This window comes from Anaerotruncus sp. 80 (assembly GCF_009936115.1).
In the GTDB taxonomy this organism is placed as follows: Bacteria; Bacillota; Clostridia; order Peptostreptococcales; family Anaerovoracaceae; genus Senimuribacter; species Senimuribacter intestinalis.
In genome coordinates, this window is the sequence record NZ_QWES01000026.1 from 1 (window position 1) to 12,870 (window position 12,870).

Here is a 12,870-nt window from a genome sequence, read left to right on the forward strand (position 1 = left end):
GTAACTTAACTTTAACACAAAAATGAGATCTTGCAATTTTTTTATTCAGTTGTAACACATCTATTGTAAACCTACAAGTGACGGCATACAGTCAATTAGTATATAATCATAATCTTCTCTGATTTTATCGAGAAAGTTCTGTAATGTCCGTTCCCTGCTCATGGCATTGACAAGAGTCATTTCCATGGCCGACAGTTCCAGATTGGAAGGAACCAGATCCACCCCTTCACAGTGATGCAGAATTCCCTCTTTTTCATCTCCGCTGCGCTCATTCATTACATCCTGCATCTTTGAAGCAAGAGTCACGTCCAGACAGTCGGTATCATCAAATCCCAGACAACGTGACAGGTCTCCCTGCGGATCTGCATCTACAAGAAGGACTTTCTTCCCCTCTCGTGCAAGCCCTATACCAAGATTCACAGTGGTGGTGGTTTTTCCAACGCCACCTTTCTGATTGCAGACAGCTATTACTTCACTCTTCATCGTCGTTATCCTCCATAATCTGACTGCTGTACTGTGCAACAAAATCAAAGACAAATAGCTCCATGCATTCAGCAGGAAGGCAGGTCAGAAGATATACCTTCCACTTTGCTGTTTGATCCACGGTATCTGCCAGTTTGGAAAGAGAAGCAATATATCGCATTGCGTCCTCGCAGTTTTCTTTCATGGCAAGATACTCAATTTCATCCAGGTACTCCCAAAAGAAGCTTTCCTTTTCCAATGCTTCGAGGAAGACATACTGCAGTGTTTCATATACCTCTCGGGCAAGCATACACACAGTTTCCATTCGCATAAAACGTTCACTCTCACATCCTCCTGCGAGTCTTCTCATTCTCTGTTCCATTTTCTTTCCATCCTTTCCTTTCCGATATTGATATCTATCATCTATTTCAAGACTGAGCAAGTCCGGGAATTCTCTAACCTGCAAAAAAAGAAGCAAGTCATGCAACCTGCTTCTTCATAGACAAAACATAGTCTGTTTTACTCTTCTTTTCTATTGAGAAAAATGCTCACGAAATTAACTCCGATGGTTTTCCTGTAAAAGTCATTTTGCTCTGACTGATTCCGTTGTACAGGCTTGACAACCTCGCCGGATTCAGCTATTTTTTTAATAAATCATTATATATATTGTCTTTCGTGTTTAGTTTTTTCTCCCAAATGTTCTCCCAATTAAATGCCACACAGGCATCATTAGCACTGACAATGGCAATCCCCTCCAAAAGTTCCTCCAGTGTATGGGTTTCACCAACTTCCATATACATCTGGCTGCCTCCCATAGACGCTGCTCTCTCAGAAATTGTTACTGGGTCGGTCAATTTAACTTTCCCATCTTCAACTGCTTCCATTGCAAGAAGCATGGTCATAACTTTGGTTACTGACGCTGGTGGCAGCTCTTTGTGAGCATCCTGCTGATAAAGGACTTTGCCCGTATCCGCATCAATGAGTACTGCTGCCTTTACATCTAAATTCAAATTAGCTTTCTTTTGCTCTTCGGTTGGGGCACCCTCAGACGTCAAACTATCAGACACTGTTTCCAGCACTACAGGCTCCTGCGGGTTAGAATAGTATTTCACACCTAAAATTCCACCAGTTCCGCAAAGGCAAAGGGCACAAAGTAGGCATAACGCTCTTTTTCGATTCTTCCTTATCATAAAAACACCTCTCTCATTTGGTGTAATATATGAGAAAAGTGCAGCGGATATGCTAATTGCCGGAAAAGATTGCCGTAAGGTTTGCTGTAGTGATAGGGGATTTTCAAAATTATTTCCGTTTTTCCCAGGATTTATAGAAGTTTCTGTCCTTGTCACAAGATTTCAATCCACGCACCCGCGAAGGGGACACGAATGCATAGACCGTCCGGTAATTGTCCCGGTCCACGATTTCAATCCACGCGCCTACAAGAGGCGCGACTTCCCATATTCGTACCATCAGCAAAATCAAACCACGTTTCAATCCACGCGCCTACAAGAGGCGCGACAAATACACTCCAATTATGCTTCTGCTCCAACGCCAGTTTCAATCCACGCGCCTATAAGAGGCGCGACAGATTACGTAAAAAAACTTCACGCATTACCAGATATTTCAATCCACGCGCCTGCAAGAGGCGCGACCTGACCCTGCGAATTTGGATTGGAAGAATTGCGATTTCAATCCACGCGCCTGCAAGAGGCGCGACTTTGGTGTCGATATAGACAAGCCTATGTTGAAAAATTTCAATCCACGCGCCTGCAAGAGGCGCGACGTTAATGCGACTTTTCCAAGCTTTGTCTTTAGCAAATTTCAATCCACGCGCCTGCAAGAGGCGCGACGTCTGGTATGCTGGCTATAATAAATGCAAGCGAAATTTCAATCCACGCGCCTGCAAGAGGCGCGACCAAACACATTACCAGTTGGGTAAGCGGTGTAAGGGATTTCAATCCACGCGCCTGCAAGAGGCGCGACCACATACAATTTCCATATCCAACCTCCTTAGAACGATTTCAATCCACGCGCCTGCAAGAGGCGCGACCGATTACGGTGACCGCTAAGGCTTTCCGCAGAAATTTCAATCCACGCGCCTGCAAGAGGCGCGACTTTGTGTTGCTTCATATAGAGATGAATAAGCATAATTTCAATCCACGCGCCTGCAAGAGGCGCGACCAAGCATTTCAAGATACGGTAAACTCGTAGATTATTTCAATCCACGCGCCTGCAAGAGGCGCGACATCTCTCTTTTATCTTTACAATTTCGCTTTTGCATTTCAATCCACGCGCCTGCAAGAGGCGCGACGAGTTGAAAATATCAAACGCCCTATCATTAAAAATTTCAATCCACGCGCCTGCAAGAGGCGCGACTGCAAAATTGTAAAAGATTTCTATAATTTTTATCAATCTTTTGTTTTATTTCTATTTCTACATACTACTAAACTGTCAAAAGCCTCTTAAGATCACCTCTTTTCATTGAATTACAGGTGCGAAACATCCCAGAAAGTCATGTTCACTTCGTTTTCGCACCAACAAAATTCCATCTTTTCCAAAATATTTTTAGGACAAGTGTATTTTATCTGTCGCAATTATACCTCAAAAGGATTTTCTTCACCTGTAAAGTATTTTTTTGCTCCTAAAATAGAGTTCTCTGCCATATTCGCCACTGCTTCATCCGTGTAAAACGCCATATGGGATGTAACGATAACATTGGCATAAGACCTTAAGATTGCTAATCGCGGATTTCCCAGAGGTTCACCCATGCGGTCAAAATAGTACAGACCACTTTCGTGCTCGACTACATCTAGGCACGCAAATCCAACCTTTTCCGATTCGATCGCATCAATCAGTGCATCACTATCAATTAAAGCACCTCTGGCACAATTTACAATCCCGACTCCGTTTTTCATCATGCGCAGTGCATTATTATCAATCAGGTGATAATTTTCATCTGTTGCAGGTACGTGAAGTGTAATAATATCTGACTCACAAAACAGCTGTTCAAGTTCAACATACTCACCCAAAGCTTTGACAGACTCTTTCTGATAAGGATCATAAGCTAAAATTTCACACCCAAATCCAGTTAAATTACGAATTACCGTTTCTCCTATCCGACCAGTTCCAATCACGCCGACAGTGCAACCTGGTAGTTCGCGCGCCAATTTTCCCCGAAGTGTAAAATCTTGTACATCCCCACGCATCATGATATGCTTCATTTTACGAAGCCCCATAAGAATCAACATAACAGTAAAATCTGCCACGCTGGATGGCGAATAGGTTACATTTGTAATACCCATACCAAGTTTTTTCGCATATTTCCAGTCAATATGGTCATATCCAATCGTTCTAGTCGAAATACATTTTATTCCAAGCTGATAAAATTTATCAATTAACTCTCTGTCAATAACAGTTGTAATAATATCCACGGCATCATAACCCGCTGCTAACTCTGCATTTGCTAAGCAAGGCGCTTCTGCAGTGTAACCATACTCCACATCATACTTTTCACAAAATTTGTCAAAGAAAGGCTTTTCGTCAAAGTCTCTCATACTATATACAAATAATTTCATGTCGCTACCTCTCGCATTTACTTGCATTTATCATAACACAAATAAAAAAGAATGCATAGCATTTAAGAATGATTGTCAAAATCTATTATTAAAAATTAATAATCTCTCATCCATTTTATATAGAGGAATATAAATTGAAACTAACTGAAATTCTATATATTTTAGTATTTTCACAGCCACCAACTCGTGACTATAAATAGGCACAAGTTGGTACCAGTGATCATAGAAGGTTACGGTAACGATAACCCCGGCGCATTTCAATCCACGCACCCCTCACGGGGTGCGACAGGCTATAGTCTGCGGCATGGGTGTAAAACAACATTTCAATCCACGCACCCCTCACGGGGTGCGACTTTTTTCTTTTCAGAATTCATGTCGTCCTGAATAATTTCAATCCACGCACCCCTCACGGGGTGCGACACAAGGCTGAAAAGAACATTTTCCGCATGGAAAAATTTCAATCCACGCACCCCTCACGGGGTGCGACGACCGTTACATTCATATTCCACAACCTTGTTACTATTTCAATCCACGCACCCCTCACGGGGTGCGACTGCAAATAAACGCCAATTTCCCAATAGAATCACCATTTATTTGTAAATTCTTTATAATTTCCAAAAGTATAAATACATATACTTCCAGAAAAGTAACTATTTTGTCTATAATTCTGGTGCGAAAGCCCCAAGGATTTTATGTCCACTTGCCTTTCGCACCTTTCTTAAACCATCAAAACGCCTTCAGCTTCATAACTTTCTTTGGCTCCGAAATGCTCTACTTTTGTTTGATAATTATTTCCCAAATAGTAAAACCTGAGACTATCTTGTTTTTCGTCAATCAAAGACAAAAGTTTATCCTTTAAGAGCAGCATTTGCGAACTGTCCACTATACATTCAAATACCGAATTTTGTACACGCTGACCATAATTGACACATTCCCTTGCGACCTTTCGAAGCCTGGTCTTTCCAGCTTTGTCCTGCGTTGACACATCGTATGTAATTAATACTAGCATCTGAAACCTCCTACTTCCATAAAAATGGCGGGTAGCCTTCCAGGTCTCCACGAATAGTCCGCGCTAACAGCATTGCCTGTATATGAGGCACCAGCCCCCAGCAAAGCTTTTCCTCAAGAAATGGATGGGTAATCATCTCTTTCTTACGTTGTTGCCATGCCGACAAGAACTGTTTTCTTCCGTCTTCATTGAGCAATACCGCCCCATCTGCTTGCGTCTCAAAATGCACTGCTTTCATAATCTTTCGATTGATTAAAGAAAGCACAAAGCGGTCCGCCATAATCCCACGCAGTTCTTCCATCATATCCAGTGCCAAAGACTTTCTACCAGGTCTATCACTGTGCAAAAATCCTACATAAGCATCCAGTCCAACGCCCTCCAGTGCACCTGCACAATCATTTCCAAGCAAAGTGTATGCAAAGGAAAGCAGCGCATTCACTTTATCCAGCGGCGGTCGGCGATTGCGACCGCAAAACTGAAAATCTTCCTTCTGATTGATAATCAAATCATCAAAAACTGCAAAATATCGAGATGCCAGCTCACCTTCAATGCCACGTAAGGAATCCAGCGTATCACATGTGCGAATCCCGGAAAGCCCTTGATGGAGCTGTCCAGAAATTTCTTTGATACGCTCAATATCAACACGCAAACCGTGATCTCTGACAGTCCGCTCCAAGCTCCACCTGCAGTTAAAAACTTTTCCCAAAATCATTGCCTTTGCGTATGACAAACTTCTATCTACATCATCCGAAATTCGATATTGCTCTTTTCGTAGCAGCACATTTCCATATGGTATCCCTGAAGTGCGAGCCAAGAATCTGCCTTGCGGCGAGAAAAAACTCAGCCCAATTTCTTTCCGTGCACAAGCACCCATCAGCGCTGGTGAAGCACCTTTATACGAGAAACTGACAATCTGCTCCAGCGTATGAAGCGGAAATCTTCCGGCAGTTTCCTCATCACGAAGGATTACTACATTTTCTCCGTCCAGTGCCAGATACACATCCTCAGAAAGTACATATAATGTATTGAGCAGCTTCTTCACTACAATGCACCTCCTTCTCCCAGTCTATCTGCAATATACCGTTCCACATTAAGTTTCTTGTTTAATTTTGGCAAACAAAGATCCTTTAACGAACAGCTGCGACATTTTTTACTAGTTTTCACTTTGGGCGTGTTTCCCTTCTTGTAAAGTGTATGCATTTCCTCGCATAGCTTCTCAACTTGTCCTCGAAGTGTCATATCAAAAATAACTTCCGTCCGGCGCTTATTTTCGCCATAAAACAGATACCCTTTGGGAATATCCGTGAGAAACATCTCCTCCAGACATATTGCCTGGGCACAAAGCTGTACTGCATCTTCGCATCCATCTTTTTCTGTTCCTCGCTTGTATTCCACCGGTACAACATCCCACGTTCCGTCATAATTGGACAATGTTATGCCACCACACGCTCTGTGAAACTCCACTACATCACACTGCCCGGAAAGCCCCAGCCGCCGTGAGGCAATGCGAAGACCTCGCATGATGATTAAATCTCCACGCTTTTCTACAGACGACTCATCATGTGCCTTCTTATGCATCAAAATCCCTGCTGTAGTCTGATAGTTTTCCGCCCACTGCTGTTCTACATGAATGAGCGCCCACTGCCTGCGACAAAAGGCAAAGTGCTGAATGCCCGAAAGCTGGATGTATTCTTCCTCCGTATACATAGCCATTTTATATGCCCTCTATGATTTCAGGCTCCAAATCTTCTAAAGGTAGCAGAGTAATATCATAATCGTCCAAACAGGTTGCCAATTTTTCTGGTTCTTTCTGCTGAATCTGCAGAGAATCATGCACCTTAGCAGAAGAATACTGTCCAATCTTATTGTTATGTCTCCACCAAAATAGCTTAACAATTTCCATGCTTCCATCTGGACGTGCCGAAGATGCGTCATTGACAAAGAGTGTGCGCAGCGCTTCTTTCAGCGCCTCTGCGTCTTCCTCCGTAAAGCCTGTTTTCTCCGCCAGTTGTACATTGATTGAACCCTTGATCTCATAAAGACCGAATCCAATCCGATGCTTCATTCCCATGGTATCAGACCCTTTTTTGTTGCCAGGCTCACTGTTTACACTCTTTGTAATCTGCTGGCTGATCACTTCTACGGAAGATATACTCTTTGCCTGATGAATCGATACCGGCCCCCGTACACCCACGGAAACGCCTTCCTTCGGCGCTGCTCCTTTAAAAGCGAACACCTGTCCAAACGCTCTCACATCATACCAAAGTTCACAGGCTTGTTTTGCGAATTCCTCCGAGGAAAGTCCTGTCGGGAGATTGGTTTTGACCCGATCACTGAGACTCTTTTCTCCGTCATCACAACGTTCTTCAGACTGCACAAAAATCTTTTCTCCATTATCCTGCAAACGGTTACGCAGTTTTCTTTTAATGCATACGTCTGAAATCTCGCCTCTCCCATCATAAGTAGTTCTTGGGCGATTTCCATCCAGTGGGTTGCCGTTTGGATTGGCGTCTGTTACTGCTGCCAGCGCAATAAAATCAATCTTGTTCTGTAAAATACTCATTTGGTTTCCTCCTCTTTTTCCTCACTTTTCGCTTTATTCTTCCATCTTAGGTCTTCCCGTTCAGCATAATATCCGGTAAGATAGAGATAGCCCAACGCTTTATTTTCTTTATCAATTCCTATTAGATTTAGAATTTCGCCAATTTCCTGTCGATAAAATTCCCTCTTCTGCGGCGGTAAGCTCTCTAAATATGGAATCGATTTTTGTTCTAGTAAAGCCAAAGTCGATGCTGGACGCTGCACATACATACTTTGCATCCTAATCGCATTCGGTTCTCTGTTTTCATCCTTCCCATAGGTACTGCGCTCTATCTTCTCATATACCGCCAGCAGCCGTCCATAACAATAATCTCTATTTTGCTCTTTTCTATCCAGCGCCATTTCAATCTCCTTTCCATACGTCTGTTTCCAATATTTTCGAATCAATGCGCAAGCTGTGGACAATATGTATTCTCTGTTTCTCTTTGAGAACGACAGCGGTTTATTGCACTGTCTGAAAATCCCATCCACAAAATCTCGCGGCAGTATTTTTCCATCCACGATACAGTGAAACAATCTTTGATACTGCATAATCATCAGTTTGTCATTGACATACAGCATCGATTTTCCCTGCTGGTTTTCTCGTTCCACACCAAATGCGTTGTTTACGATTTGTATAATTTCCGGTGTTTTTACAACAAGCTTCCGTTTTCGATCCGCATCAAATACGGGAAACGTCCAACAGCAGTCTTGATACCAGTTTTCAATTCTTGCGAAGAACTCCGGCGCCTTCATTGCATGATAATACACAATAGAAAGCCGTCCCGTGGTCGCCGCTTCCATCGCCATAATTGCAATATCATCTGAAGTCTTAAATTGATTCTTATGCCCGTTGATGCACTTTTTCAGCTGCGTCTTATACTCCGGCATTGTGGTTGGTTTCGAAAAAATACCCTCATCAGAGGACGAGCCAAACAGATTCTCTCCAACCTGCGGCACATGCTTTCCCGCAGGATTCCAACATAGATAAAAGCGTTTATCCGTTTTACCAACATAGAACCCCTGCTGTTTCGCCAGCCAGCGCAATGCATTATGCGCTTTTTGGGATGCTTCATAACTGACAGCATACGCCTCTTCTCCCGTATAAAATCTCCCCCGATAGGTAAAATCTTTATCATCATTGGCAGAAATCAACTTCGCGCCATAACTGGCTGCCAGTATGCCTTTCGGATGATTCGCAGAAATCACACCTGTTTCTCCCGTCAGATAACAAATATCCTCTCTTGCCTCCTGTGCTTTTTTCTCCAGATAGTAATGCTGATAATCCTCTATTACCTGTAAATTCTGCCAGCAATTTTTTTCACCGGAAAGCACGTCGATCTGAAACCTGACGATACACTTATCATAAGTATTTCCGCCAATTTTGTTTGTTGTTAGCTTTCCTTCTCCGTCAAGTTTCACCACTGCAGCCTGGATCAAATCTGCCATAAGCTGTTCTTTAGACAGATACGCATACACTGCTTCTATTGTTGCATTACTGTAATTAGAATCTTTCCATGCTGCCAGCCCTTCTATATACTTTGCAAACCGTCCTTTTGCAGTTTTCGCTTCCTTTTCTGACCTCGCATACCCGGCATAATCTCCCGCTACATAGGTCAGATTATCACAAAGGGGGTGAGGCGCATCACCGCTGGAACGGCTTGCTGATTCTTCAGTCACAGGAATAATACAGGCAGCAGCCTCTTTGTCTTCGATCGAACGAGCACCGGTTAGATTGCCCTGTAAATCCAGACTGACTTCAATTTGCGCGCTGGATTCCATATGCGCAATAGGACAAAGATACACGTCACTTTGAAAATTAGCGACCATTCCGGGATTTTGATCATAGGTATCACATGCCATTTTCATCCAGGTCAAAAATATCACCTCCTGTTTTATCAACTGTTTCAAAATTCCCATAGACAGCGCCAAACGGTTTGACTTCCATTTCGCGTACCGGACGATGGATACATGCCTGCGGACGATCAAAGGTAATCACCCCGTTATGCATCACGCACCTCCAAAGCCGCACTGTCATTTTGTTTTTCGTTTCCTCAGAGTAAGCCTCATCCGCATAGGTGATGCCATGATACATCATGCCAAAATCCAATTCCGGCGTATGATCGTATGCACCGTCTCCCTCGCCGAAAACACAAGGCTTCACATACCCCTGGCACTCTCGCGTGCCCAGAAAGATATCCCGCCGTCCTCCGCGTTCAATCATTCGTTTCGCAATCTGAAAATGTTTATGTTCATTTCTATCTTCTGCAAGCTCCGGTCTGTTTTCATTCCAGACAAAATGTGCTCTAACCTGATATCGACAGCCTTTTAAATACGTATAAAAAGACAAATCATTTTTGCTGCTGGTATACTTGATGGGACGAATTCCCTTGGATTCTGTCTGAATCGGTTCCATCACCCTGACCGCGTCAACAATCCAGGTCAGTGTCGGTTTCCAGTAAATACTATGTAAGATGCCCTTCAAAGCCTCATAAGTCGGCACCTGATACGAAAACTTTTCACCGCCGACCCGATTGATCGGATCTGAGAAAAGTGCATAATCACCGGAAACTTCAAATTCTACGATGTTTTTATACTGCATGTAATCCCTCCATTCTTTAAGCGTTTAAAAAGTCTCCCTTTTTTTCATATTGATCGATCCTGACGCCTTCCCTACTGTCGTAGGCTGCTGAGTCAAGGAAGATAACACCGGGAACCCGATTTTCGTCAATCTTTTGATCTTCTCGTAATTTGGCAAGTTCCCAATCAAACAGACTGACTGTATAGGGGCGCAGCTCCGCCAGTTGTTGTTTTACAAAAGATAAGTCTCTGATTACGCCATTGCTGAAGCCGTGTTTTGACGTCAGATTGTCAATCGCTTTTTTCGCATCATCGTCAAATTCCACAATCACATCTGTCTTTTTTGTATCAAATACCTCACAGTTCTTGCCTGCTGTTAAAAAAGCCTGCCGTAAAATGCGTTTCCGATCTTCATTGCACCGATTCACACTGAGCAACTCCAATATCGAAAAATCGAGGTCGGATGTCTTTACAGGGTAGGTAATTTGCTTTTTAAAATATGTAGAATCCATAAGAGCTTTATAATATGCAGAGATTGTATCTTTGGACAACAAATCAACTTTACCTCTTTGCAGATTCAGAATCTGTCTGCAGCAGTCCTGTACCTCTTTAATCTCCCGCAGAAATCGCAAGCTTTCTTCCTGCAAATTCACGATAAACATATCACAGATGTGGTTCCACTCGTTGCCTCGGTTACACCGACCTGCTGCCTGCACAATATTCTCAATCCCGGCAAGAACCCGGATGACACACTGGAACGAAAAATCGATCCCGCATTCCACCATCTGCGTTGAAATACAGATCACTTTTCGGTCTTCACGGAGTCCCGGCGTTTTCCCAATGGCAGCAAGCACCTGTTCTCTATGTTTTCCACATAACGCTGTCGAAAGGTAATACAGTTCCCAGTCGTTTTCTTTGCACTGTTCCAGTTTACGATAAAGTTCTTTCGCCGTATTCTTTGTATTGCATATGACAAGCAACGAATCCTTTTGCAGTATCTGCTCCTGCGCAAAATCCGCTAGCTCTTCCAAAGACATCCCCTCCGGAGTTGTCCGATCCACAATGTTTACCCGTTTAAACACTTTGTTCGTTTCTTGATCCAGACGCACCATCTCTGCTTTTTCGCCAAAATGCACCGGCCAATTTAATCGATCAAATGCCGGCTGCGTTGCAGAGCAAAGTACAATGGTGGTACCGCAGCATGCAGCCAGAAATTCCAGCTGTGCGGCAAAAAGCTGCATAAATTTCAGCGGAAGCATCTGTATCTCGTCAATCACAATGACACTGTTGCACAAGGATTGCATACGCCTGATCGCGCTGGTTTTCTCCGAAAATAAAACATGCAGAAGCTGTACCATCGTGCTGACTATAACCGGCGCGTCCCAGCTTTCCGTCAGAAGCTCGCGTTGACTGCAAGCTTCCTCATCTTCCTCCGTATTCACCACATTAGAATGATGTTCCAGCACCGCATTAGGATCTTTCAAATAATCCTTAATATCCTGGCTGTTCTGATCCAGCACGCTGAGAAGTGGAATGATGAATATAATCCTGTCTTTTTCGTATTCCATGGCATGGGCAAGGCTATAACGCAAGGACGATAAAGTCTTGCCGCCTCCCGTATCAACAGTCAATCTATAGATACCACCTTCCCGTTTCGCAAAGGCTTTACACTGCTCCGAGATTTGACCTCTCACCTTGGAAATAGCTGTCGTATACTTAAATTCTGTCCGCATCTTTTCTTCCATAACAGTAAGCTGCTCCTGCCAGAAATCCTTGCTGCCCTGGTATCGTGCTCCATTCTTTTCTTTGGTTTTCTCATCGTTCTTCTCATCATTGAATTCCGCCGTATCTCTGCGATCGCCTTCTATTACCGCAGAGGAAATCAGTCTGGTGAGATATCCGCAGCAAAGTTTCTTTCCTTCGCTCTGAAAATCCTTAATCTGCAAAATCTTCTGCACCACATGCCTTAATTCCTCTATTGATTTCAGAAACAGGGCGTCAACTTCCTGCTCATCTGCAACTTCTTGAAAAAAATTGTGCACCACTTCCGAATAGCCTATTTCTTCTTCCGGCGTTTCAACCCGATGCGACAGTCCATCCTTGGCACTAGGATCTAACGGCTTGTAAATATCCCACAGTCCATGATGCATCCCCACTGCTGATGCCAGTATTTCACAGGCAAGTGTACTAAGGGTATCTTTTTTCTCTAAGTGCTCTGCTTTTTCCATAATAAACTTTACCGCTGCAAAGGTATGATTGATTTTGGCAGGATGTTGCTCTGCTACAGATTCTTCAAGATACGTTGTAAAGGCTGCTCTACACTTTCCCATATCGTGTAATAATCCTGCAAGAAATCCTGTGTTGGCAAGCCCTGCATGTTTCAGACATTCCCCTGCATATGCAGCAGTCTGGCGCGCATGTTCGCGCACAGACTGCTCTCTAGAATTCCCATCTCTTTCCACCAGATGTGCTAAATGGACATCTTTTTTTCTAGCCATTTTTTCACCTCCTTGTTGCTTTATTTTTTCTCTATTATACTCTCTAACGTAAATATATGCAATCATATTTTCGTTAAAATGGAAAATTATTTTGCAACTTGATTTTCTATTTTGGCTATGTTAGAATTTTCGTGTCTGGAAATTCCAGTGGATTGAAATGTTAAAATGG

Annotated in this window: 10 protein-coding genes, 1 pseudogene and 2 CRISPR repeat arrays; all 11 genes and pseudogenes read right to left on the bottom strand. The window is 43.3% G+C overall.

Annotation, left to right across the window (positions count from 1 at the left end; all coding sequences use genetic code 11):
* Positions 1 to 75: 75 nt before the first annotated feature.
* Positions 76 to 483 (bottom strand): annotated as a pseudogene (locus D1155_RS12735) (AAA family ATPase); the annotation flags it as partial.
* Positions 473 to 844 carry a hypothetical protein gene (locus D1155_RS12740; protein ID WP_160202796.1) on the bottom strand — a complete coding sequence of 124 codons (372 nt, stop codon included), beginning with the start codon at positions 842 to 844 and terminating at the stop codon, positions 473 to 475. The pseudogene D1155_RS12735 and the gene D1155_RS12740, both read right to left, overlap by 11 nt.
* A gap of 256 nt (positions 845 to 1,100) precedes the next feature.
* Entirely contained in the window at positions 1,101 to 1,652 is a 552-nt protein-coding gene (locus D1155_RS16125) for a serine hydrolase (protein WP_160202797.1), read from the bottom strand.
* 159 nt (positions 1,653 to 1,811) lie between these two features.
* Positions 1,812 to 2,835: a CRISPR direct-repeat array (repeat unit 32 nt; unit sequence ATTTCAATCCACGCGCCTGCAAGAGGCGCGAC).
* Between the two features lie 218 nt (positions 2,836 to 3,053).
* Positions 3,054 to 4,034, bottom strand: coding sequence for a D-isomer specific 2-hydroxyacid dehydrogenase family protein (locus D1155_RS12750; RefSeq protein ID WP_160202798.1), 981 nt, complete (start codon positions 4,032 to 4,034; stop codon positions 3,054 to 3,056).
* A 254-nt stretch (positions 4,035 to 4,288) separates the two neighbouring features.
* Positions 4,289 to 4,588: direct repeats of the CRISPR family, unit length 33 nt; unit sequence ATTTCAATCCACGCACCCCTCACGGGGTGCGAC.
* A gap of 164 nt (positions 4,589 to 4,752) precedes the next feature.
* Positions 4,753 to 5,043, bottom strand: a complete 291-nt coding sequence (gene cas2, locus D1155_RS12755; RefSeq protein WP_160202799.1) for a CRISPR-associated endonuclease Cas2 — start codon at positions 5,041 to 5,043, stop codon at positions 4,753 to 4,755.
* A gap of 10 nt (positions 5,044 to 5,053) precedes the next feature.
* Positions 5,054 to 6,085, bottom strand: coding sequence for a type I-C CRISPR-associated endonuclease Cas1c (gene cas1c / locus D1155_RS12760; protein ID WP_160202800.1), 1,032 nt, complete (start codon positions 6,083 to 6,085; stop codon positions 5,054 to 5,056).
* Positions 6,085 to 6,756 carry a CRISPR-associated protein Cas4 gene (cas4, locus tag D1155_RS12765; protein WP_160202801.1) on the bottom strand — a complete coding sequence of 224 codons (672 nt, stop codon included), beginning with the start codon at positions 6,754 to 6,756 and terminating at the stop codon, positions 6,085 to 6,087. The genes cas1c and cas4 overlap by 1 nt, the downstream gene beginning before the upstream one ends.
* Position 6,757: 1 nt before the next feature.
* Positions 6,758 to 7,606: a type I-C CRISPR-associated protein Cas7/Csd2 gene (gene cas7c / locus D1155_RS12770; RefSeq protein ID WP_160202802.1), complete on the bottom strand. Its 849-nt coding sequence runs from the start codon at positions 7,604 to 7,606 to the stop codon at positions 6,758 to 6,760.
* Positions 7,603 to 9,492 carry a type I-C CRISPR-associated protein Cas8c/Csd1 gene (gene cas8c, locus D1155_RS12775; protein WP_243151097.1) on the bottom strand — a complete coding sequence of 630 codons (1,890 nt, stop codon included), beginning with the start codon at positions 9,490 to 9,492 and terminating at the stop codon, positions 7,603 to 7,605. The genes cas7c and cas8c overlap by 4 nt, the downstream gene beginning before the upstream one ends.
* Positions 9,476 to 10,225, bottom strand: a complete 750-nt coding sequence (gene cas5c / locus D1155_RS12780) for a type I-C CRISPR-associated protein Cas5c (RefSeq protein ID WP_160202804.1) — start codon at positions 10,223 to 10,225, stop codon at positions 9,476 to 9,478. Before cas5c ends, cas8c begins: the two co-directional genes overlap by 17 nt.
* A gap of 16 nt (positions 10,226 to 10,241) precedes the next feature.
* Entirely contained in the window at positions 10,242 to 12,701 is a 2,460-nt protein-coding gene (gene cas3 / locus D1155_RS12785) for a CRISPR-associated helicase Cas3' (protein WP_160202805.1), read from the bottom strand.
* Positions 12,702 to 12,870 lie beyond the last annotated feature (169 nt).

Coding starts and splice junctions, on each gene's coding strand:
- cas8c (WP_243151097.1), bottom strand. CDS start 9,492: ATGAAAATGGCATGTGATACCTATGATCAAAATCCCGGAATGGTCGCT.
- D1155_RS12740 (WP_160202796.1), bottom strand. CDS start 844: ATGGAACAGAGAATGAGAAGACTCGCAGGAGGATGTGAGAGTGAACGT.
- cas5c (WP_160202804.1), bottom strand. CDS start 10,225: ATGCAGTATAAAAACATCGTAGAATTTGAAGTTTCCGGTGATTATGCA.
- cas4 (WP_160202801.1), bottom strand. CDS start 6,756: ATGGCTATGTATACGGAGGAAGAATACATCCAGCTTTCGGGCATTCAG.
- cas7c (WP_160202802.1), bottom strand. CDS start 7,606: ATGAGTATTTTACAGAACAAGATTGATTTTATTGCGCTGGCAGCAGTA.
- D1155_RS16125 (WP_160202797.1), bottom strand. CDS start 1,652: ATGATAAGGAAGAATCGAAAAAGAGCGTTATGCCTACTTTGTGCCCTT.
- D1155_RS12750 (WP_160202798.1), bottom strand. CDS start 4,034: ATGAAATTATTTGTATATAGTATGAGAGACTTTGACGAAAAGCCTTTC.
- cas3 (WP_160202805.1), bottom strand. CDS start 12,701: ATGGCTAGAAAAAAAGATGTCCATTTAGCACATCTGGTGGAAAGAGAT.
- cas2 (WP_160202799.1), bottom strand. CDS start 5,043: ATGCTAGTATTAATTACATACGATGTGTCAACGCAGGACAAAGCTGGA.